The following is a 20,669-nucleotide window of genomic DNA, read 5'->3' as shown; positions in this document are numbered from 1 at the left end:
AGAGCACTTCGGAGCGGGCTTCTGATCTTTCGGTCCAAGAGACTTCTGCCAGCGCGACGCACACGACGGTATCGGGGTATTTGGCTTTCGTGGGACTTGAGCGACACCCCTTTGGGCCCAAATCCCGTTTCAGTCCCATCGCCCTCGGTCGCGGCCCCGGTCTTCCCAGTAAGCGCGATTGCGCTGCTGCTCCTCCATCGCCTCGGCGTTCTTTCGGGCGGCATCAGCAACCCGAAGGAACGGATTCTCGCGGGGGCGTTCCTGGGATGGCTCGGGTGCCGGCTTGGCGGACTCGCGCTGCGGCGTCGGGCTCCCGAGGAAGCCGTCGAACAACCGCTCGCCGATGGTGGCAAGCCCGCCGATCGCCCCCATGCCGAGATCTCCGAACGCATCTACCCCGCCACGAACGCGGGGATTTTCCGCGAAGGTAGCGAAGGGCGCGTGCTCATCGCCCTGCGTATCCTCCCGCCCGCAGACCTCCTCTGCGCTCTGCCGGAAGTCACTTCTGACGTCATCCGCACGGACCGTCTCTTCCTGGGCCTCTTGTCTATAACGCTCCAGCACAATGTCCGGGTCGTGATTGAGGTAAAGCAGATCAGGCGAACGCAATCCCTGCGCCTGGCGGTCTCTCAACTCGTCGCGCATCTCCTTTTGGCCGGAAAGGATCAGGGCATACTCGTCGTCACGATGCTCCCGTAAGCTCCCCAAACCACATGAGCGGCGTTCATCAAGTGCCGCGTTCTGGCGTGCAAGAATGTCTGTCTTCATGTCCGACAGACGTTCCTCATCCATGCCGTCTTTCTTGGCGGCGAAATACTCGCGCCACTCGGGTTTGAACTCCTCACGGACCGCTTGGAAGATTTCGTTGCGACGCTCGCGGAAGACTTCCTTTCCTTCCGCAAAGAACGCTTCACGCCGTTCACGCTGATAGTCCTTGAGGATTTCCCACTCGTTGCTTTCGATGGTCTTGCGGTTTTCCTCCTTGTTCATGTAGTCGGGGTCGTAACGGCGGCGGGCCTGCTCCGCCTCTCCATGTTCCTTCTCCGACTCCTTCAATTTGAGCCAGGTTTCGCGGGTAGGCGATGGCTCCCGTTCGTCGGCATCGAGCAGGCGTTGCTGGCAGAGAATGTTCCCGTTCTCGCGCTCATAGTCGAGCGCCCATTGCTGCGCTCGCCTCCTCTCCAAAAAATCGTCGAGCTTCATGCCGGTCTCGGGATGGACCGCGTTGATCATGAGGTGGACATGCGCGTGCGGCTTGTCGTTATGCGAGACCAAGGCGACCTGATGCTCGTCCCACTTCATGTGCTTAAGGAAATCATCGGCGGCCTCGGCGATCTGCTCGCGGGTCGGGTGCTCGTCCGGGCTCCAGTTGAGCGAGATGTGTTTCACGGATTTCTCAAGCGGGCGGCCACCGCCCCGAATGCCGGCTTCCTCCTTCAGGAGTTCGGCATCCAGATAGGTGCCGTACATTTCACTGATCACGGAGGGCATGTGACCGTCATTGGCGAGGTTGCGTGTCTCGGTCCAACCGACGCGTTTGGGGTCGTTAACGAGGTACTCCCCCAGTCCCTTGAACGATTTTCCCGACAGAATCCGGATGATCACGGTCCGGCCTGCTGAATGAGTTGGCGGATTTCCGCCAGTAACGGCTCCAGCCGTGCGGGCAGCGGCTGGCGGTAGCGGTGATGCCAATGGACGAGCTGATTGAGATTGTTCCCGACACGGCGAAGCTGAATATTGTTGAGCCGCTCCAGCTTCGACGGTGGCCGGACCGAATTGTTTGCACTGCTTGCAGAACGCCGGGTCTTCAATAAAACACCGCGGCCGTAATCCACCAGGCGCATGCCGACGGCGTCCGCGCGGGCTTGCAGCGTGGCAAGTTCCTCCGCGGTCAGGCTGAAATTCAATTGCCGATCGCGCGGATTATTTTTTACCGGCCTTCCCATTTTATTTACCGCAGAGCGCAAGCGTCCGGGGATATATAAGGGACAGATAATCCGGCCCTTATACGAGTGCTTTCTTTTGGCCTAGCCAAAAGACATCTCGCTTCCCTTTCCCCCAATTTATCATTTCCAACTTTCACCCAACAATAGATTCACCCCGCCAACCAATTTCACCCGTCATGCACCATTCCATTTGCTTCGCCTGTTTCCTCGCGCGTTCGCGTTCGTCGTCGTTCCTCATTCGGCATCGTGCAGCGTCACGCCTGACATGCGCTGCCCTTGATCTGCGATGATGCTCTTGCGCACCTGATGCGGGAGCACGGCCATGTTTGGATGGTTTGAGAAGAGCGAGCGCGAGAAATGGGCTTCGCCATTGCCGCTGGTGCGCCCAGTGGCCCACCTCGGTTTGCCCGCGCTCGATCAGCATGCGCGCAAACTCTACGACACGTCCTTGCCGCGTGGAGTGCTGCTGCCGCGCGCGGTGCCGCAGCGCCCGCCGGTCAATCACTGGATGCGGCCCAGCGACTTGTTCGAATTCGCCTACCAGCCCGGACAAATCATACTCGGGAAGATTGCCGGGCAACCGATTGGCTACATGGATGACCGGCCGCTGGTGACGATTGCGGGCGCGCGGGCGGGCAAGACCTCAACGGTGCTGGAGCCCAATCTCTACCTCTATCCCGGCTCGATGCTGGTGCTCGATCCCAAGGGCGAACTGGCCAAGAAGACGGCGGAGGTCCGCCGGGCCTGCGGGCACAGAGTGCATGTGCTCGACCCGTTCGGACAATCGGGATTAAAAACGGCGTCGTTCAATCTGATGGCGGAGCTCGACCCGGCCTCGATGACGATCATCGATGACGTGGCCGAGATCACGCAGGCGATCATCGTGGAAGATCCAAATGCCAGTTCGCGCCACTGGAACGACAGCTCGCGCGAACTCCTGAAAGGGTTGATCCTGTTCGCGCTGACGCTGCCCGAAGCCGAACGCAATCTGATTGCCGTACGGCAACTGCTCACCCTGACCCATCCGGCTCTGCTGGACGCGGTGAGGACCGCGCGCGCCAACGCGCAACACCGCGCCAAGCGGCGGCGCCACAGCGAGGCGGAGATTGAACGCCTCGCGGCGGTGGAGACATTGACCATGGCGATGGCGGCGAAGACCGACGCGTTTGGCGGGATTCTCTGCGCCATCGGCAAGCGGTTTGCCAACACGCCGGTCAATGAACGGGGGAGCATCTTCTCGACGGCGGCGGCGCAGACAGATTTCCTCGACAGCCTGCCGATGCGGGCGATTTCGCGCTCCAGCGACTTTCAGCTTGAGGCGCTGGCGGGTGACCGGCCAACCACGATCTATCTCTGTCTTCCCGCCGGGCGGATGGAAACGCATTTCCGCTGGCTTCGCATGATCATCCGGCAGGCCTGCACGACGCTGGAGCGGCGGGGAACATGGCCGGTCGGCAAGACGCCCATCCTCTTCTTGCTCGAAGAATTCCCGGTTCTGGGCCACATGCAATTGATGGAATCGGCGGCGGCGTATTTTCCCGGCTTCGGCGTGAAGCTGTGGGCGGTGTTGCAGGACATTACGCAATTGCGCCGTCACTACCCGGCGAGCTGGGAGACATTTATCGGCAACGCCTCGGTGGTCCAGTGCTTCTCCAATGCGGATCAAGCGACGCTCGACTACATTGCGCGGCGCACCGAGAACCTGATCCTGCCGTTCGAGCTGCGCACATCGTTTCACCGCGAGAGTTTTGCGCAACTCCTGATGCTGGATGGGCGGCCGCCGGCGGCGGTCATCCGCCTTGAACATCATGACGTGGCAGCGCTGCGCGCGCGCGTGCTGGCGGATGCCGAATAGTTTCCCGGTCAGGTGTCGCGGTTGGGGAACGCCCAGAGCTGCCGCATCGCCCCTTGCAAATGGGCCTGCAGCACTTCCGGGCCACGGTCGCGTTCATCGAAGCGGCGAACGGTGAAGAATTCGACGAAGCGCGTTCCATAGACGCCCTGCAGCACGAGGTTGTTGTCCTGATCGGGGAGGAACTGCGGCCAGCCCAGCTCCATGCGGTCGAGCCAGAACACGTCGGCCCCATCGAGGATCATGCAGTCGGCGCGGATTTCGATGGTGCGGGCGATCTCTTTGGGGCGAGACAACAGGTAGCCCAACGTGATGGCGACCGCTGCGAACAGGCCCCATTGCCAGACCGGCGTAAATTGCGAGCGTTCAAACAGCCACCATCCGGTGGCGGCGGTGCAGGTCGCCCAAAGAAGAAAGTGCAGGAATTTTCGCAGGAAGCGCGTGTCCAAGTCGCGGTAGGTGATTTCGATGCCGCCCGCGACGGTGAAACGTCCTGAAAATTCCACATAAGGGTTGATCCGGACCTCCGGCGTCGCATCGCCGAACATGGGAGACGCCGCCATGCGGGACGGTGCGACGCGCGGCGCACGTACCGCTATGCGTGTGGCAGTCGCCGGTTGGCGGATGGTCACGGGGCGGGTCGTGATCCTGCGCGGCCTGACGCTCACCACGGCCTGTTGCGGCTTGACGTTGAGGACAACGGGCCGGAAAGCCGGGGCCGTCTTGACGCGGATCATGGTGCACCTCGCGGCACCATTTTACGCGTCATGTTATCCGTTTCGGAGACAACGAAGTCGAACGAACGCAAACGCACCGCGCCGGGTTAACCGGCGCGGTGCGTGGCTGCGGTCATGCCTTGACGTATCCTCGCTCTGCGGCTTCGTCGCAATACGCCGAGATCGGCTTCTCCGCTTCGAAGTAGAGATCGCGTTCGATGCCGAGCGCAAGCGGCCCCCGATATTCGACAAGCTCCGTCAGGCTGACGGTGCCGAATTCCGGAAAGCCCATGCCGAGGTCGCACAAGCCCCACGCGACGGTTTCGTCGTCCGGATCGATCTCGGTGAGCAGCCAAGTCCCGCCTCCGCACGGGTTGAACAGTTTAACGACCGGCTTGAAGTCAATTTCCGCCGAGGTGCCCTTAACGGCCGCCTGACGGCGGCCGTTTTCGAGCAGTTGCGCGCGTTGCGCATCTGTGAGGAGCTTCATGCAGCGCCTCCGTTCTCGGCGGTTTCTTCGCCCGCCTTCGGTTCGATCAGGACGAGGCGGCCATCGACTGGAAAGGCCTGGAGTTCGATGGAGAACCCCGTGCTGCCGTTGGCATGCGGCCAGGCGGCACCGATGCGGGTCCAGATTGCCGATTGGCCGTTGCCGCGTTCCTTGACGGTGTAGGCGATGAGTTTTGGTTTCTTGCTCATGATGTTTTCCTTTCAGTTGTTCGAGACCGCACACGATGTGCGGCTTCGTGGGGTCAACTGGCCGGAGCGGATGAGCGGCGGGTTCAAAGGCTGTGCGCAGCGCACCGCCCCATGGGCGGCGCGGAGCTGCACAAGCCGACGGCGAAGCCTCGGCGCGGAAGCGAGCGGCCTTGAATCCGGCGCGCGCTCCGGCGTGATCCCCCACGGTAAGAAGCCGCTATTGTTCGGGCACGTCTGAAAGGGAACGGGGAAGGCTCCCTCATGCGCCGCCCGCCGGGGACATCGCGGACGGGCCCACAATCCCATTCGCGTCCAACGCAGATGCGCCAACGGTGTTCGGGGTGGATCAATGCGCAAGACTTACGAGGGCGCTATCGGACGTAAGCCGAAGGCGCGCGCCCGACCGCGAACGGTCGTTATGCTGCAAGCGCATCGAGCATCTTGCGACCAAGCTCCTCGACGGTGTTGAAGTCAGCCAGCATCTGGGGATGGAAGACGACGGGATGGGCGTTCTCTTCGAAGGAGTGCTTCACCCATGGCATGAACCGGCCGAGCTGCAATTGCTCAGCGGACAGCCGGTCGTATTCTGCGAAGTCGTGGACGTGAATGGCCGCCGCCATGTTCGTCTGGTACGCATGATACGCGGCTTCGTCTTCCTTCTTGATGACGTAAGGCGGGATGTACAGCGGGATACGATGCGCCAACGCATGACGCAGATTCGTAGTGTGATCGAACCATCCCTTCAGACTCTCAAGATGTTCCTTCAATCCTTGGGGAAGCGTTTCCCGAACAGTATCGAACCCCGGACCGAGGCCAACCTGCCGGTCTTTAATCGGAGTGGCGTCTGACCGCTTCTGCCCAGTCTCGCATACCCAAATCCACGCGAGATTGTCGAGGCTGCCGAACACATTGAACACAAAGCATTGAATATGGATTGTCGCGTCGGCCAGTTCGTCTCCGGTCGGCACCGTGTTGCGCTCCGGCGGGATCAGGGTGAAGACGTGGTTGATGCAGCGAACCATCGTTTGCAGCCTGCGGGGAAAACCCTGTGTTGCGAACTCCCGTGCGCGCGCATTCTTCAAATCGAGCGTGAGATAGCGCTCAAGCAGATCGGTGCTCTGCTTGCCAAGTCCCTCAAAGCTTCGCGCGAGCTCTTCCATGCTTTCTTTGGAATAAAACATGCCGCGCTCACAATTTATCGATGCAACAGCAATCGAGGCGCGGGCCGATGCACTACAATGGCTGCGCCGCCTCCAATTATCGTTTGCAGACGATCCCGGCGCAAGCGTTCGCCCGGGGCCGGTAGCCGGGTCTCAAGCCGCGGCTGAATGCGATGTTGCAAGAAACCCGATGGCTTCCCGTGCTAAGATCGGAACGCTCGATTAGACTAAGCGATTGATATGTCTTATGATATTGAAATTTCAGTGATTTTCATTGAAAGATGTCGGGTTTTTGCCTATATTGAGTGTCGGGTTTTTGCAAAGGAGGCCCACCATGCCTCGCAAACAGACATTGCGTGAGAAGATTGAACAGCGGATTGCCCGCAAGAAGGGCGATGACGTATTCCTGACGCGCGAATTCAAAGCGCTTGGCGGCGAAGATCAGGTGCTGCGCGCCTTGCGCAAGCTGGTGGATGATGGCCGCTTGGTGCGCCTCGGTTATGGCGTGTATGGCCGCGCGACGATCTCACGCCTCAGCGGCAAGCCTATGCTGTATAGCCGCGACGGCTTTGCCGGTGTCGCGCGCCAAGCGCTCGACAAGCTCGGCGTGCAATGGGAGCCGACCGAGGCCGAACGCGCCTATAACGAAGGCCGCTCCACGCAAGTGCCGGTTAATCCGGTCGTCAAGGTGAAGGGTCGTTTCTCGCGTCAACTGCGGTACCGCAACACGGAGCTGGTGCTTGAGCGATAAGCCCACCCTCGATGAGCTGCTTGAAGTCCAGGAGCATTTTGGCCTGCCGGGGCCTGCGCTCGTCGAGAAGGATTGGTACGTCGTCAAGGCGCTGGCCGCGATTGCCGCCGTCGATACGGGCGAGTTTCGCCTTGTGTTCGGCGGCGGCACGGCGCTGAGCCGTGCGCATCGCCTGACGCGGCGCATGTCCGAGGATGTCGATCTCAAGATCGTCAGCGAGAAGAACCCATCGCGCGGCGAACTCCGCAAACTGCGCGGCGACATCACCGACGCGCTGCTTGCGGCGGGCTTCGCGTTTGATCCGGAGAACGAGCAACACCGCGTCTCCATGTACAAGGGGCATTATACCAAGTACCAATTGCCCTACACCGCCGTTGCCGAAGGCAAGGGCATCCTGCGGCCCGAGATTCAGATAGAAACCTCGGTATGGCCATTGCGGCGCGAGGCCGTGGACATGCCCGTGACCTCGTTCATCGCCGAGGCCTATGGCCGCGAACCGGAATTGCCGAAGATCGCCTGTTCGTCCGTTCTCGAGACCGCCGCCGAAAAGCTCGTGGCGCTGACGTGGCGCGCGGGTTCCGAGCTTGCGGGATTGCGGAAAGACCGTGATCCCACGCTGGTGCGGCATATCTACGACCTTCACGCCATCCGCGAACACTATGATCCGGCGGAAGTCGCCACCTTGGCGCACGAGGTCATGCTCGCCGATGCCGCAACGCGCGGCGACAAATTCCCGGCGTGGCAGAAAGACCCGCTCGGCGAAACGCTTCGCGCCATCGCGGGTATTCCCAAGGACAAGGTGTTCGCGGACGGCTACGCGAATTTCCAGCGCGACATGGTTTATGGCGGCGGGCCTGATTTCAACACTGCGATAGGCGCGCTGCAAGCGCTCGCCGATCAACTCAAGAAACGTCCGGCCTGACATGAGCGCCGTTCCCTTCACCCGCCCGACGATCATTGCCGCCGTCGCGTTTCTCGATGCGAACCTGAAGCACCACGCGCCATTCAATCACATGGTGCTTCGTCTCGGCCTTGAGAACGAAATCACCTCCGACACCGGCATCAGCGTGTCGAAGAAAGCCGATACGCTGGGCCGCATCGTCGTGCAGCGGCCGGGGGATCAAGTCGATACGCTGGAAGGCAGCATGTCGCTGGCGGAGGCGTTTATTCGTGAAGCCGTCCAATTGATGCGTCCGGAGCCCGGGCAGGAATCGGAAATCGCATTCGCGCGGGGACTGGCGCGAGATGGCTACGTGGTTTCGTTCGACGAACGGGATCGCCCGGCATTGCGGGTGGCGTTGCCCGAGGAACTTGGGCTGCCTGCGGTGGACGACGAAGTGCATGAATTGCTCAAGCACTTTGGCTTCTCCGAGCCACTCGGTCATCTCGGTCAAGGCATCGAAGCGCATGCGCGGGGCGACTGGGCGGCGGCGAATGCGCAATTTCGCACCTTCCTTGAGGGGCTTTTTGACGACATCGCGCGGCATTGCGAGGGTGCCGACAAGACGGCGCACCTGACATCGGAGAACCGCCGCGCACTGCTCGCCAAGATCAATTTTCTGGCCGAAGACCGCAACGAGTGGACTCAAGACGGGAAGAATTATATCAACGGGCTATTCAAGATGCTCCATACAGATGGATCGCATCCCGGCCTGTCCGATGAGGATCACAGCACATTCCGCCTGCACATCATCCTCGTGACCGCGCGGGCCTTCTTGCGCCGTCTGCGGTATCAACAATAGGGACGACGGGGCTAGGCGTCGTCCCCGGCTTCGGCTCGCGGTGAAAAACCGTGCAAGCCTCCGCGCCGCCACAACTCGACCAGTTCCACGTTCTGCGAGAGCAGCGTTCTGGGAGCGCCCCATTGCTGCCAGCTCTCGTAGCAGGTTGCGGCGAATATCTTCACGCGCTGCCGGTCGTGAAGGCGGACGAACACGATCTCCGCGCCGTCGCGCGCCTCGCGCAGCGATGGACGGCGGATGGCGATGAGGGCGCTGCCCCCATCGCCTGAGTTTCTGCCCGCCGTCATGCTGCATCCCCCTGTGATTGCGCTTCCGCTGCGGCCCCATCGGGAAGCGGCTCTGCTTCCGCGATGGCCGCCGCCAGATTGCGCACGGCCTCCGCAAGATGGCCGCCTTCCCATGAGGCCACCACTTCGCGCGCGGCAATCAATAGGTCGGATGCCGCAAGGCGCAGGCGTAGAGCATCGCTCTGCCACGTACATTCGGGGTCTCCGTTGTCGTCCATGACGATGATCTCATCGATGTCCTGCCTTGTGTATGGCTCGAAATACAATTCGTCCGGGTCGGTCGCGGCGCGCTTTCGTGCCGCGGTGAGCGCGTGGGCGGGCGTGTCTCCGGCTACTTCATGAATGGCCGATCCCGCATCAGTGATGAATTTAACAAGGTAGTTGGTCATGGGATTTCTCCTTCTTGTTGTTGTGAATTGAAGGCGAGGCCGGAGCCGCCACCATGGCGGCTCCGGCACCCCGCTATTCGGCGGCCATGGCCATGGGCTCCGATGTTTCCGGCTCGGGCATGCGCAGGATCGGCGGCAACCAGCCCCGGCCTTGCAGGCGCTTCTCGGCCTGCTCGGCCATCGCCTGCTTTTTCATGCTGGCGAGGTTGTCGGCGGCTTCCTTGGAAACGCCTTCGCGCACGGCTTCAAGGATGCGTTCCTTGCTCACCCGCCCGAAATAGCTCTCTGCCGTGGGTGTCCATTGCGTCCGCATGTCGAGATGGACAGCCCTCGCCAGTTGGTCGGCATGGTCGAGCTTGGCGTCCTCGCTGCTGCGCGGCGTGCGGACCGCATCGACCGTAGCCGACACGCAATGTGCGAGCAGTTCAAGGAGCTGGCCGGATTCCAATTCGAGCACGAAGTCCCACAAAGTACCGGGTTCGTCCGGCAGATGCTTGGCCCATCTCTCGTGGCGCTGTTCGATGTCCTGCGCGGCGGCGGTCTCGTCGACGCCGGGCGCGTGCGAACCGAGATGGGCGCTGATCGCCCTGATCTCCAAGCAGGAGGCACGATCCGCATGGGAATAGAAGGTCACGCCCGCAAAGGCATGCACCACGGCCACCAGCGCGACGCCGGGGTTCTGCCCCAGCGCGTTGCGGATTGCCATCGTCCGGTGCGCGGTCAATTCCGCGATGAGCTTATCGGACAATGGCGCGGGGCCGTCCGTCGGCTGCCTCGGCCCCTTCTCCCTCGTTGCCTTGCGGTCTTCATCTTCACGGCGGACATAGCCGCGCGCGATATGGGCCTCGCCCTCGCGCGAGATCGACACGATCACGCCCGCGCGGCTGACCTCGGCAGGATCGAATACGTCCTCGCCCTCAAGATCGGCGATTTCTTGTTCAAGGCGGTTTAGCTCGGCCTCGGTTTCCTCGGACTCGCCGCGTTCGTCGCAAAGCGCGTCGTATTGCGACTGAAGCGCATCGATCTGGGCTTGCGCTTCTGCGGATGGTGTCGGCGCTCCGGCATAGATACGCCGCATGCCGGAAGTCATGCTGTGATCGAGGCGAGGCATGATTTCGACCCATTTCCAGCCCTCGGCCTTCACCGCATCGGCAATGCCCTGCAGCTTGGCTTCCGCAAGGCGGTGCAGCAACACGGGATCGGTAAGGAAGCCTTCGATCTCATCGTCGAACAGGTCGCGGAGGATTGCGCCGCCTGCCGCCTGATAGGCATCGAGGCCGACGAACACCGCGCGCGGGTCGGTGGCGGGAAGGTGCTCCTCGTTCAAGGCGGAGAGAATATCCTCGCGGTCGGCATCTTCGCCGAGCGCCTCGAACACCTGCTCCTGCTTGGCGTGATCGTCGGTGAAGGCGAAGGCTGTCAACTGGTCGAGGTTCAACTCCTCGTCGCGGTACGCCTTCATCAACACCGGGCTGATGACGGCAAGCTTGAGACGCTGCTTGACGACGGCAGGCGTAACGCCGAACCGCGCGGCGATGTCTTCGGCGTTCAATCCGTGGTCGCGGTGCAGTTCAAGGAACGCATCGAACTGGTCGGCGGGATGCATCTCGGAGCGAATAGCGTTTTCCGCAAGCGAGATTTCGAGGGCGTTATGCTCGGTATCGACGAGGCAACGGATCGGTTCGGACTTGGCGATCTCCTTGCGCTTGGCGCGAAGCAACTGCGCCTGACGGCGGCCTTCGCCGATGGTCACGAGGTAGAAGCCGGATGCCTTGCCCTCCGTCACTTCCGGCTCAACCACGGGCGCTTGCAGCATGCCGTTGCTGGCGATGCTGGCGGCGAGTCCTTCGATATCCGCCTTGGGATGCGGCGTCTTGCGGGCGTTGCGCGGGGATTTTTTGAGCTTGTTGAGCGGGATGAAAAGGACGCTGCCGTTTTCGGGGAAGGCTTGTTCGTTTTTTCTCTTGGTCATTTTAGTTCTCCGTTGTGTCAGGGGTTGTTGCGAAGCGAAGCGCCCCGCATAACCCCTGACCCTCTGGCGAAGAGCGGAGGTAGCAAGCGCAAGGAGGCTCCGAACGCGACACGCCGAGGCTCCGCCCGAGGGCTCCCGCGTGCGGGAGACGGGTGGATGCGGCGGGTCGTGTTGGGATGCCTTGCGCGCGCGAGAGGCAGAGCCTCTTAGCCCTTACCTAAAAGAAAATGGCCGTATGGTCCGGAGCGTAGCGCAGGCCATTCGGCAGCCGTGAGACCGGACTAAAAGGGCAGCCGCAGGAGCATCAGCATAGCGCCGGCGCCGCGCAGCGGCGGCGGGATGCGGGACCGACTGCCCCCGGCGAGCGGCACCTTATATCTGTCCTTGCGCGAGTGGGATCGAAGCCGAAGGCCGAGACGCGGCACGCGGCTCGGTTCACGAGAGCCCCGGTCCGTTTTAGCGGACGCGCCCTATGCAGGCGGGCTTGAATCATCAAGAATAGCGGTCATGAGTGAGCCGCAAACGAAATTGCCCGTCGACCCGGTCTGCCGTGAAGCGATTGAGCGCCTGCTTGCGTCGATGTCGAAAGCGAGGGGCGAAGACGGCCTCCGCGCTGCCTTCCTGTTCGGAAAGCCGGGCGCCCCGCTTTTCGCCCGGAACCTCGGCATCGAGATATTCTATAGCCGCAAGAAGATCCTTGCCGCCGTGCTCTACGTGCGCGCCAACGGGCCATCGCATCTGCGGCAGATGGCGGTGCAAGATATCCAGAGTATGCTGACGACGTTCGTCTCGGAGAACTTCGGGTATTTGGCCGACGAGACGATGTTCACTCAGGTCGAGGGGGCGTTTTCCGGCTGTGTTTCGCCGCAAACCAAGGACGTGCTGGCGGCGGCTCTTGCGGAATCCCTCATATTCAAGCCGCCGACGGAACTGACACTCTACCCGCTGGTGGCGGTACGGGTCGATCAGGATTTTGAATCCGGCACCTTCTGTTTCATACAACCTTCCGCGCTCACGCCTGCACGCCTTGGCATTCATCCGCGCAACACTCTTTTTCCGGACAAGTTCCCGCCATTCAACGAACGCGGCCGCAAGGAGGACGTCCTGTCCTGGCTCGGTGTCAGCGCGCCGACCTTTGCGATCGCTGAAAAGCGAAAAGCGGCGGTCCTGGGCGCGCTGGCACTTACCCTGCCGCGCCACGAACGTAAGATGTTCAGCGGCAGACACACCTATGGTGGCCGCTGCACGGTCTCGGCGCGCGGCGCCACGGAATCTTTCGGCGAAACCAATGTGCCGCCGCTGATGCACGATGCTGTGGTGGAAGCGCAGGATCATCCGTGGATGGCCGTGCTGGCCGCGAAGCTCCTGTCTGGCGACAACACCGACAAACGGCACTGCCGCGCGCTTGAATACTTTTACAGGGCATGGCCGCTCGACCCTAATGAGAGCTTCTCGCACCTATTCATGGGGATGGATTCGATCTTCGGAGATTCGAGCCAGGCCACCCAGGCGGTGATCGAGGCCGTCACCAAGCACGGGGGATTTGCGTTTCCCTATGAGCGGCTCAAACTGCTGCTCGGCCTGCGCGCCACGGTCATCCATGGTGGCGCCCCTGATGTGCATGACTCCGATAAGTATCACCGCTATTACGAGACCTATGGTGACGATCCGATCATTGACATCGAGTTGATCGCGGCGCGCTGCTTCCGCGCAGTTATCTTCGACGATCTGCTACCCGAACGGCCCGACCGCCGCGAGGAGATGCGCAGGTCCAAGAGCCGCGCCTAAGCCAACTGGTTCGTTCTCACGAAGAGAAACCGATCGACGGCTGCCGGACGTCTGGTCCAAGTCGATCGAAATCGACGACCAAGGAAGGCTGGATCTCGTCGGCTCTCAGTCGCAACGGACATCATAGAACACCGGCGCCCGCGGCAACGGAAAGATCATGAACCTCGAACGGGACCTCGCCGGCGCGCAGAATAGCTGCGATGCGCTCCAAGAATGGCGCGGGCACGGCGATTGCAAGGAGTTTCTCGGCGCGGGTTACGCCAACATAGATCACGCGCTTGGGCTCGAAATCCGTGCGGGTCTCCCACGCGGCGATCAGCTCTTCGGTATAGTCGCCGTTGGGGATGACGACACAAACACCGTTGTGTTCGCTGCCCTTGGCTTCGTGGATCGTCGCCCATGCAACGGCGGCTAGATCGGCGCGGGGCTGCAGAAACTGGCTCCATTCACCATTCGGCGGCCTACGGAAGTAATTTGTCACGGTGATGCCTTGGCCATAGGCAAGACCAAGGGCCGTGACAGCGGTTTGTAGCGCGAGCACCCAGCCGCTGCGGGCTTCATCGGAGTTTACGCAGGTTGGCGGAAGCTGGCTTATCAGGCGCAACGCCATTCGGCGTAGCCAGCGGCGATCAATCCCGTGCTGTTCGGCGAGACGCACGACGCTGCTTTGCTCCTCGAATTTTCCCATCAGGTCGAGCAACGCCTGCTCGGCGACGACGAGGCACGCCTCACGGGCGCGCCCGGACGTTGCCTTGGCATGATAGGTGCCGGTGGCTCGTGCCAACCGGGCCACTTTGGAATCGCCGCCTTCCGTATCCGCCCGAAGGCCGCAGGCGTTGCGTGCCGAGGTGCGGGCATGCGCAAGCACCATCCGTGCCGGTACAGCAATCTCAGCCTGTTGGCACAGGTTATTGAACTGTAGATGGATGGATGCCGGCGGCGCGTTGCCTTCGTATTTGAGGATATAGACCGGCAGCAGGATGTTGGCATTTTCACCAAGCGCCTCGTCGGGTTCGGCACGGCTGCGCAGCGTGGCCGCGCAGCGGCAGATCGCAGGGCTGCTGCGGAAGTTTCCGGAGAAGCCGAGATTATTGTCGGCACCGTAGGCTTGCGCGAACGTGGCCAAGGCGGTGGGATCGCCTTGACGGAATCCGTAGATGGCCTGGTCGGCATCGGAGACGGTGGTAACGCGTAGCCCGTGCCCACGCAGCCAGGTCAGGAGCTGGAGGTCGAGCGGGTTGCAGTCCTGCGCTTCGTCTACGATCACCTCGTGGAAGCGCGCCGCGATGGCGCGGCCAAGGCTTGCGGACCATTGGGGATTTTGCAGCCGGGCCAGGGCTTCGACCCGCGCATCGGCCGCGCTCAGGTATCCCTTTCGCCGGAACGCAGCCCGCGCCTGCTGGGCAATCTGCTGGTAAGCGGCACGGTTTGCCACAACATGCGCACGCAAGCCGTTATGTCCGATGAGCGCGGGATTGATCGTGTTGGTCGTCGGATCGAAGCGATCGAGGGACACGCCGGGCCCGCGAAAGGCGGCCCGCCCGCGCAGCCGGACTTCAACGCCGAGCGTGTTCCAGCTATCCACGACGGTGGGCCGGACGGCAACGCCTGCAAGGCCATAGGGCGATATGAAAAACTGGCGCAGGAACGCGTCGAAGGTGCCAACGAAATTCGGATGGCGCGCGATCGCATCAAGGCCAAGTGTCCGGCACTTGGCGAGAAATTCATCGATAGCCGAATTGGTGAACGACAGGACGGCGATGCCCTTTCGCGGCGGCAGGCCGGGGGCCAGCTTCTGCACGCGCTGAACGATGGTGCGTGTTTTTCCCCCGCCGGGACAGGCCTGCACGAACGCCTCGCATGGGTGTTCGGCGAAGGCGCGTTGTTCCGGAGTAGGCTCGCTCATCCTGCCACCGCAAGGATGGCATCGCGCAAATACGCCGGCACCGTGAAAGCCGAACCGGCGACGATGCGTTCGGCAAGCTGTTGGGCAAAGTCGCCCTTCCGCGTGGTGGTCCCTTTGAGAAGCTGCACGAATGCCGCGGGTCGCGCCTCAGCCGCAACGCCATCCACCTCCGCAACCCAGCGGGCTTCCGACAAGGGGTGCAGAGCGAGGAACACCTCGCGCAGTAAGGCGCCGTTGCCCGCGCTAAACAGCTCGTGTTCGAGCGTGACGGCATTGGTAAGAACGTTCAGCCGTTCGGCCACCCCCCATTCCGCCGCACGCGCATCGAGATCGGCCTTGCGGTTTCCCGGTGAGTGCGGATCGGTGTCGGTGACGACGACAACGCGGTCGGCAATCGTCGCGCCCTCGCAAGGATGAAGGAGGATATGGACATAAGGCGCGAAATCCACGCCGTCGATCGCCACTACCACCGCGCCGCGAAATCGCTGCAACGCGTGGGGATTGGTGTTGAGAACGCAATGCCGGGCGATGACCGGCATCAGAAGCGCTTCGGCGATCCCCTCGACGAGCAAGGCGCGGTTGCCGAACAGTAGCGCCGAGCGCGTGACATCGAGATAGCGGCTCACCTTCTGAACCATCCGGGGATCGAGACCCAAGCCGCTGATCGGGATGGAAACAGTCTGCATGACCGGCGGCGTCACGCCGGTCTCCTGAGCCGAACGTATGACCACGAGGTGCTCGGGCGAGACCCACGCTGTGAGATTGGGAGAGTGCGTAGTGACGATGACCTGGATGCGGCCTTCCGGTTGGCCGGGCGTGATCTCTTGCGTAAGCGATTTTTTTGCCTGATCGAGCAAGAAATCCAGCACCAGCATCTGCAATTGCGGATGAAGGTGCGCCTCTGGCTCCTCGACGAGGAAGAGCGTTAAGTCCGCCTCCCGTGCCTTGGCGAGTTCGACCACAACAGTCGCCATATAAAGGAGATTCGCATATCCCAAGCCCGACGATTTTATGTCCTCTGGAGGTAGGCCGAGGTCGGCGAGCCGGAAGCGAAGATCGCGCGCTACGTCCGTGAGCGCCTCGGCGGTGAAGGCAAGCGAGGCGGTCTGCGGCCGCGCGCCGCGTGTTAGATCACCGAGCGCGGTCTCGATATCCGTATTGATCGCCGTCAACACGCGATGCGGGGCGCCGGTGCGCTGGACGTGCGTAAGGAATTGCTGCTCCTCGCCGGTCTGCAAAAAGTGCTGCAGCAGCGCCGCAATGCGCGTCGCGCTGCCAGTGCCCAGCGCCTGCTTGGCATCGCGCAGGGGCGGCAAATAGACATGGCGAATAAGGTCGGTAGAACCGCTTTCGGGCTCGGCCGTCTCGAATTTCCCTGCCCAAGACGACGCGCGCCCCCGGAGCGTGCCGGCGATCCGCGTCTGGTAGCGCATTCCGAATACCGCCACGTCGGCGGTTGGGTCCGGCACGGCAGAGATAAGCAATCCCTTCATGGTGTCGCCCAGCCCGGCGAACCGGCCTTCGAGTGCATAGTGCGTATCGGCGCTGCCGCGCCGCAAATCATCGTCCTCCGGATAACGGTCCCGGCGGCCGCTGAGCGGCAGGATCAGGAGCCGCAGCGCGTCGACGATGTTTGATTTGCCGCCATTGTTCTCGCCGACAAGGACCGTCAGTTCGCGGTGAAAACGCACCGTGACATCCGCGCATGAGCGGAACCGTTGCAGGCGAAGGCAATCGATGTACATGGCCGCCTCGTGTCGCGACACCTTCCATTTCCGTGCCGACGGTGAGCGCCGGCATGCAGCAATGGATGCATAATAAAGGGGGGGGCAAAAGGAGTGAACGGACAATAATAGGAGAAGTTCGGGTGATTCGCAGTCCTATTGACAGCCGGAAAGGCCGCTTCACCCGGGCACTGCAGGCCTACGCCAAAGGCGTGAAGCCTGCCTCACGGCGGCGTTTTCTCGCCCTCGGCCGTTTCGGATGGAAGGTCTGCGGCGCGAGGGCGATTGGGAGAGCCCGGAGGCCGCCCCCGGCCACGCTTGGGCAGATCGGCTTCAGGCGGTTTGGTGCCGCCGTGCGCCGGACCGACACCGAGATCGGCTTCTTCCGCCGGTTTCGTCTCACCATTTTCGAGGGGGACGGGATTTTCCTTCCGATCCTCCTGGATGGCCGGCGATGGAGGCTCCTCTTTCTCGGGGGCCGCTTCGACATCGTTCAACGTCCTGGCGATCTCCTGCACGATTTTATGAGCGCCGACGACATGCGCATAGGCCAGCAACGTGGCATAGGTTGTCGGCGCTGCTAATGACTTCGAGAGAAGCACGGCGACCTCGATGAAGAACAATACAACATCGAACAGCAGCACGATCACGAACGCCGCACTGTCGGACTCCACGATGTTGCGCACGGCGTGGACGCGCGCCAGGATGCCGTCTTCCTTTTTCACATGGCCCGGATCGGCTTCAACTGCCTCGCGGATCAGGCGCTCGCGGTCGCCAATAAGCGTGCGCACGCGTTCGTCCAGTACCGCCGCCCGCTCGTCCAACGCATCCCGCTCGCGCGTGACTTCGGCGAGGCGCGTTTCCGCACCGCTGGATTTGCCCTGCGCGGACGCCGCCAGTCTCTCGCGCAGCGGCGCAAGGCGCGCTTCGGCTTCGCGCAAATCACTGGCCGCCGCTTCGACTTTTCGCCTGGCGTTCGCCACCGCTTCGTCGGCGGCGCGGCGGACCGGCCCGTAGCCCATTCGCCCACTATTGCCGGGCGCAGATTGCTTTCCCATTAACTCGTCGTTGGCAAACTGCTCCGCTGCGGCAAGCTCCTGATCCGCCGCGCCCTTGACGGACCGCAACTGCTCGACGCGCGCCAGCAGCGCCACGAGTTCTGGATCGCTGGTGGTCGGATCGATACTGGCCCGGCGCCAGCGCTCTTCCTCGGTCTTGAGGTCCGACAGTTGCGCATGAAGCTGGTCGAGTTCTTCGTTGTTTCGCCGTAACGTCTCGGTGTGCCGCGCATCCGCTTGCTCAAACAAGATGGCATTGCTCTGCCGATAGGCCTGGTCGAGGGCCGCGGTCGTGTCCTTTCCCAGCAGCGGCAGCGTGATTGCGATCGAACCTAACTGCGCGCAGGCGAGCGCAAAGGTGAGACGCAACGTGATCGCCATCGCCTTCTTCGCGCGGCGGCCCCATGGATTGGGCATCTCCAGCCCTGCTTGGGACAGCGTATGAATGCCGCTGCTCAAATACGATGGCGCGATAACAAGCGCAGCCTCAAGCACGCCGACGAGAATCGCAGGTAGGGCGGCAAGCAGGAAGAATTCCGGATGCAGCTTTCCAGGTTCGGCGAGAAGAACGTGGGCGAGACTGGCAAACACAACACATTGATATGCCGCGACCAGAATCAAAAGCCAGAAGCAACGCGAGCCCTCGTGCACGTCCCGCTCGGGCGAGCGCTCCAGCAGATCGGTATCCATACCGACCATTTTCGCCTGGAAGCGTTGCCATGCGGTGAGACGGTGCGTCGGGCGATCCAGCAATCCATCGAGCATGGACATGGCGGCTACCTCTTCAATTTGGCTGACTTTGCTGCGGCCACACGCGCGCTGAAGTAGCGCATGACACGCAACGCTCCACCCATGCGGAACGGTGCCGTCAGTTCCAGCCATTCCGCGCGCGACGGCGTCCGGCCTGTTCGACTTTTCACTCGTGATTTTCCCGAGCGCTTCATGACGGCGACTCTGGCAAGCGTTTGGCGCGCAACGCGAGGATCAACACCGTTCCGTTCAACGCCGCTGAGACGGCGCACATGATGGTGAGACTGGGCAAACCCTGCGCCGAACCGACGACGATCCACAGGAGGTTGGCCGCGACCAGCATCGCGTTACGCGTGGTATTCTCTCCGCGCGCGACCGCACTGCTCGCCATCGCCTCCCTGAGACGCGGCAGGCCTGAGAGCGCAGCCAGCGACCCCGCGAGAAAGCCAATGGCCTCGATGAGGAATGATGGGGTGATCATGGCAGCCATCCAGATTTCAGCACGACGGCGCGAACCCGCTCCCGCCAGCCGGAGGTGGTGCGCATGAGGCACGCACGGTAATGGCCTGGGTCGGCCTCTCCATCGTTAATGTCCGGATCATCGGCCGAGGACTTAAAGCGGTTGGTGTCACAATTGTCGAAGAGCAGCGAAAGGAAGGTCATATAGGCGCTTTGGTTCACACCATGGACCCCAACCCGCACATAGGCATCGAACACGACATCCGGTTCTTGCTCGCCCATAAGGTGCATTTCGAAGGCGAGAAAGGTACGCATGAGTCCGCGGTGACGAAACGCTGGATCGACCCCCATGCCGCGGATCATGATGTGTCCGCTGGCCTCGCGGGTCGTATAGAAGCCGGCGCGCGCGACAGCAAAACCACGGGATTCATCGCTGAGAATGCGGTCGACGCCCTGCAAAGCAACGATATTCTCGATGGTGCAGCGAAAGATATTCTTCCCGTCGTCCGTTTGCTTGATCCGGCCGATGAGATCAACATGGGCCGATTCGACGCTAAGGTGTCTCGTCGCCGCGCGTTCCACCGGGCCGCTGCGGCGCAGAGTGAGGCCGGCAAGTGAGAGATGCTGGAGGCGCGGGTTGTGCGGTGTCGCTGCGACTGGTAAAATTGGCTGTGTAGGGACATCCATCGTTACGCTCCATCGCGTCCGGAAGTGGACGATGGAGCGGTTATCCGAGCTGATCCTGTAACAGTAAAAGTGTCACAACACGCGGGGGAAGTGTAACAGCCGTTTCACCGGCATAATTTGGAAAATGTCCGAAGCCGGACCGCGTGACGCAGGCTTTAGCGCTTTGGATCGCTACTGGGGCCTGGATCGCGGCGACCCTTGGCGGGCCGAGCAGGAGCGGTAACAATCTCCCCTTCGACCCTGTATTCCTCCACAGTGACTTCGCCGGTGACATCGTCCCATTTCGTCACTGCAGGACCTTCCGCCGGATCTCTGTGCAGCTTGCCGTTGACGTAGTAACTGGCATTCGTGATGCGGCCTGTCAGGTCATTCCGATAGATTTCAGCGGGGCCGTCTGTCGGATCGCGGTGCAGGGCATTCTTGACATAATAGGCCTCGTCGACAACGGTGCCCGTTGCACCGTTTCGCTCGATCACCGCAGGGCCTTCGGCGGGATCGCGATGAAGCCTCCCCGACACATAATACTCTTCTCGTATAGCCTGCGTCCCACTCCGAAATCTGCCGACATACAATATAAAAGCGGGAGCGCCCACGCGGTGGAGCCGCCCATGCCAGCGATATTCCAGGAATATGACTGAACCATCGTATTCGTCACGCAACACAAACGCGGGCCCCTCGCTGGGGTCACGGTGAAGCCGCCCGTTCAAGCGGTAGGCGTCACGGACGGCAATGCCGTTGTCGAGATTGGTTTCGGTAGTACGGACGCGCACATAAACTCATCGG

General features: G+C 61.9%; 20 protein-coding genes. 5 read left to right on the top strand and 15 right to left on the bottom strand.

The features are described from left to right. Positions 1-129: 129 nt before the first annotated feature. Together HNR60_RS16415 and HNR60_RS16410 are read right to left on the bottom strand one after the other, a co-directional pair. Positions 130-1,605 carry a relaxase/mobilization nuclease domain-containing protein gene (locus HNR60_RS16415; RefSeq protein ID WP_184259384.1) on the bottom strand — a complete coding sequence of 492 codons (1,476 nt, stop codon included), beginning with the start codon at positions 1,603-1,605 and terminating at the stop codon, positions 130-132. Then, a complete protein-coding gene (locus HNR60_RS16410) occupies positions 1,602-1,946 on the bottom strand; it encodes a plasmid mobilization protein (RefSeq protein ID WP_184259382.1) in 345 nt (114 codons plus the stop codon). Before HNR60_RS16410 ends, HNR60_RS16415 begins: the two co-directional genes overlap by 4 nt. 322 nt (positions 1,947-2,268) lie before the next feature. Here HNR60_RS16410 and HNR60_RS16405 point away from each other — a divergent pair, with 322 nt between their 5' ends. After that, positions 2,269-3,801 carry a type IV secretory system conjugative DNA transfer family protein gene (locus HNR60_RS16405; protein WP_184259380.1) on the top strand — a complete coding sequence of 511 codons (1,533 nt, stop codon included), beginning with the start codon at positions 2,269-2,271 and terminating at the stop codon, positions 3,799-3,801. An 8-nt stretch (positions 3,802-3,809) separates the two neighbouring features. Here HNR60_RS16405 and HNR60_RS16400 read toward each other — a convergent pair whose 3' ends face one another. From HNR60_RS16400 to HNR60_RS16385, 4 genes are all read right to left on the bottom strand, one after another. Next, positions 3,810-4,535 (bottom strand): hypothetical protein, encoded by a 726-nt coding sequence (locus tag HNR60_RS16400; RefSeq protein WP_184259378.1) that lies wholly within the window; start codon positions 4,533-4,535, stop codon positions 3,810-3,812. A gap of 112 nt (positions 4,536-4,647) precedes the next feature. Beyond that, positions 4,648-5,004: a DUF2958 domain-containing protein gene (locus HNR60_RS16395; protein ID WP_184259376.1), complete on the bottom strand. Its 357-nt coding sequence runs from the start codon at positions 5,002-5,004 to the stop codon at positions 4,648-4,650. Further along, complete coding sequence (locus HNR60_RS16390; protein ID WP_184259374.1) at positions 5,001-5,213, bottom strand: hypothetical protein; 213 nt, start codon at positions 5,211-5,213, stop codon at positions 5,001-5,003. The genes HNR60_RS16395 and HNR60_RS16390 overlap by 4 nt, the downstream gene beginning before the upstream one ends. Positions 5,214-5,629: 416 nt before the next feature. Next, positions 5,630-6,394 carry a hypothetical protein gene (locus HNR60_RS16385; protein WP_184259372.1) on the bottom strand — a complete coding sequence of 255 codons (765 nt, stop codon included), beginning with the start codon at positions 6,392-6,394 and terminating at the stop codon, positions 5,630-5,632. 313 nt (positions 6,395-6,707) lie between these two features. Here HNR60_RS16385 and HNR60_RS16380 point away from each other — a divergent pair, with 313 nt between their 5' ends. Genes HNR60_RS16380 through HNR60_RS16370 form a run of 3 tightly spaced genes read left to right on the top strand, consistent with a single transcriptional unit; the run spans position 6,708 to position 8,866 of the window. Beyond that, entirely contained in the window at positions 6,708-7,124 is a 417-nt protein-coding gene (locus HNR60_RS16380; protein ID WP_184259370.1) for a DUF6088 family protein, read from the top strand. Continuing rightward, the gene (locus HNR60_RS16375) at positions 7,114-8,046 is read left to right on the top strand and encodes a nucleotidyl transferase AbiEii/AbiGii toxin family protein (RefSeq protein WP_184259368.1); all 933 of its coding nucleotides are present in this window, start codon (positions 7,114-7,116) and stop codon (positions 8,044-8,046) included. The genes HNR60_RS16380 and HNR60_RS16375 overlap by 11 nt, the downstream gene beginning before the upstream one ends. Position 8,047: 1 nt before the next feature. Continuing rightward, positions 8,048-8,866, top strand: coding sequence for a hypothetical protein (locus HNR60_RS16370; RefSeq protein ID WP_184259366.1), 819 nt, complete (start codon positions 8,048-8,050; stop codon positions 8,864-8,866). 11 nt (positions 8,867-8,877) lie between these two features. Here the strand turns inward: HNR60_RS16370 and HNR60_RS16365 are convergent, their stop codons facing one another. From HNR60_RS16365 to HNR60_RS16355, 3 genes are all read right to left on the bottom strand, one after another. Further along, positions 8,878-9,153 (bottom strand): hypothetical protein, encoded by a 276-nt coding sequence (locus tag HNR60_RS16365; protein WP_184259365.1) that lies wholly within the window; start codon positions 9,151-9,153, stop codon positions 8,878-8,880. After that, on the bottom strand, positions 9,150-9,542 hold the full coding sequence (locus tag HNR60_RS16360; RefSeq protein ID WP_184259363.1) for a hypothetical protein: 393 nt from the start codon (positions 9,540-9,542) through the stop codon (positions 9,150-9,152). Before HNR60_RS16360 ends, HNR60_RS16365 begins: the two co-directional genes overlap by 4 nt. Before the next feature lie 73 nt (positions 9,543-9,615). Further along, on the bottom strand, positions 9,616-11,514 hold the full coding sequence (locus HNR60_RS16355) for a ParB/RepB/Spo0J family partition protein (RefSeq protein ID WP_184259361.1): 1,899 nt from the start codon (positions 11,512-11,514) through the stop codon (positions 9,616-9,618). A gap of 507 nt (positions 11,515-12,021) precedes the next feature. Here HNR60_RS16355 and HNR60_RS16350 point away from each other — a divergent pair. Then, the gene (locus tag HNR60_RS16350; protein WP_184259359.1) at positions 12,022-13,302 is read left to right on the top strand and encodes a hypothetical protein; all 1,281 of its coding nucleotides are present in this window, start codon (positions 12,022-12,024) and stop codon (positions 13,300-13,302) included. A gap of 121 nt (positions 13,303-13,423) precedes the next feature. Here HNR60_RS16350 and HNR60_RS16345 read toward each other — a convergent pair whose 3' ends face one another. From HNR60_RS16345 to HNR60_RS16320, 6 genes are all read right to left on the bottom strand, one after another. After that, positions 13,424-15,208, bottom strand: a complete 1,785-nt coding sequence (locus HNR60_RS16345; protein ID WP_184259357.1) for a UvrD-helicase domain-containing protein — start codon at positions 15,206-15,208, stop codon at positions 13,424-13,426. Further along, the gene (locus tag HNR60_RS16340; protein ID WP_184259355.1) at positions 15,205-16,953 is read right to left on the bottom strand and encodes an ATP-dependent nuclease; all 1,749 of its coding nucleotides are present in this window, start codon (positions 16,951-16,953) and stop codon (positions 15,205-15,207) included. Before HNR60_RS16340 ends, HNR60_RS16345 begins: the two co-directional genes overlap by 4 nt. Positions 16,954-17,156: 203 nt before the next feature. Then, positions 17,157-18,761 (bottom strand): DUF4407 domain-containing protein, encoded by a 1,605-nt coding sequence (locus HNR60_RS16335; protein WP_184259353.1) that lies wholly within the window; start codon positions 18,759-18,761, stop codon positions 17,157-17,159. A 169-nt stretch (positions 18,762-18,930) separates the two neighbouring features. Further along, the gene (locus tag HNR60_RS16330) at positions 18,931-19,221 is read right to left on the bottom strand and encodes a hypothetical protein (protein WP_210313616.1); all 291 of its coding nucleotides are present in this window, start codon (positions 19,219-19,221) and stop codon (positions 18,931-18,933) included. Beyond that, complete coding sequence (locus HNR60_RS16325) at positions 19,218-19,886, bottom strand: hypothetical protein (RefSeq protein WP_184259349.1); 669 nt, start codon at positions 19,884-19,886, stop codon at positions 19,218-19,220. Before HNR60_RS16325 ends, HNR60_RS16330 begins: the two co-directional genes overlap by 4 nt. A gap of 155 nt (positions 19,887-20,041) precedes the next feature. Then, positions 20,042-20,656, bottom strand: a complete 615-nt coding sequence (locus HNR60_RS16320; RefSeq protein WP_184259347.1) for a hypothetical protein — start codon at positions 20,654-20,656, stop codon at positions 20,042-20,044. Between the last annotated feature and the right edge of the window lie 13 nt (positions 20,657-20,669).

Source organism: Rhodopseudomonas rhenobacensis (assembly GCF_014203125.1).
Taxonomy (GTDB): Bacteria; Pseudomonadota; Alphaproteobacteria; order Rhizobiales; family Xanthobacteraceae; genus Rhodopseudomonas_A; species Rhodopseudomonas_A rhenobacensis.
Note: the sequence above shows the minus strand (reverse complement) of the source record. Positions and strands in the feature narration are given on the sequence as shown.

Bases quoted from the DNA above. Each gene is read 5' to 3' on its own strand.
- HNR60_RS16395 (WP_184259376.1), bottom strand. From the start codon at position 5,004: ATGAAGCTCCTCACAGATGCGCAACGCGCGCAACTGCTCGAAAACGGC.
- HNR60_RS16345 (WP_184259357.1), bottom strand. From the start codon at position 15,208: ATGAGCGAGCCTACTCCGGAACAACGCGCCTTCGCCGAACACCCATGC.
- HNR60_RS16370 (WP_184259366.1), top strand. From the start codon at position 8,048: ATGAGCGCCGTTCCCTTCACCCGCCCGACGATCATTGCCGCCGTCGCG.
- HNR60_RS16335 (WP_184259353.1), bottom strand. From the start codon at position 18,761: ATGTCCATGCTCGATGGATTGCTGGATCGCCCGACGCACCGTCTCACC.
- HNR60_RS16390 (WP_184259374.1), bottom strand. From the start codon at position 5,213: ATGAGCAAGAAACCAAAACTCATCGCCTACACCGTCAAGGAACGCGGC.
- HNR60_RS16355 (WP_184259361.1), bottom strand. From the start codon at position 11,514: ATGACCAAGAGAAAAAACGAACAAGCCTTCCCCGAAAACGGCAGCGTC.
- HNR60_RS16350 (WP_184259359.1), top strand. From the start codon at position 12,022: ATGAGTGAGCCGCAAACGAAATTGCCCGTCGACCCGGTCTGCCGTGAA.
- HNR60_RS16360 (WP_184259363.1), bottom strand. From the start codon at position 9,542: ATGACCAACTACCTTGTTAAATTCATCACTGATGCGGGATCGGCCATT.
- HNR60_RS16340 (WP_184259355.1), bottom strand. From the start codon at position 16,953: ATGTACATCGATTGCCTTCGCCTGCAACGGTTCCGCTCATGCGCGGAT.
- HNR60_RS16410 (WP_184259382.1), bottom strand. From the start codon at position 1,946: ATGGGAAGGCCGGTAAAAAATAATCCGCGCGATCGGCAATTGAATTTC.
- HNR60_RS16330 (WP_210313616.1), bottom strand. From the start codon at position 19,221: ATGATCACCCCATCATTCCTCATCGAGGCCATTGGCTTTCTCGCGGGG.
- HNR60_RS16380 (WP_184259370.1), top strand. From the start codon at position 6,708: ATGCCTCGCAAACAGACATTGCGTGAGAAGATTGAACAGCGGATTGCC.
- HNR60_RS16405 (WP_184259380.1), top strand. From the start codon at position 2,269: ATGTTTGGATGGTTTGAGAAGAGCGAGCGCGAGAAATGGGCTTCGCCA.
- HNR60_RS16365 (WP_184259365.1), bottom strand. From the start codon at position 9,153: ATGACGGCGGGCAGAAACTCAGGCGATGGGGGCAGCGCCCTCATCGCC.
- HNR60_RS16400 (WP_184259378.1), bottom strand. From the start codon at position 4,535: ATGATCCGCGTCAAGACGGCCCCGGCTTTCCGGCCCGTTGTCCTCAAC.
- HNR60_RS16325 (WP_184259349.1), bottom strand. From the start codon at position 19,886: ATGGATGTCCCTACACAGCCAATTTTACCAGTCGCAGCGACACCGCAC.
- HNR60_RS16385 (WP_184259372.1), bottom strand. From the start codon at position 6,394: ATGTTTTATTCCAAAGAAAGCATGGAAGAGCTCGCGCGAAGCTTTGAG.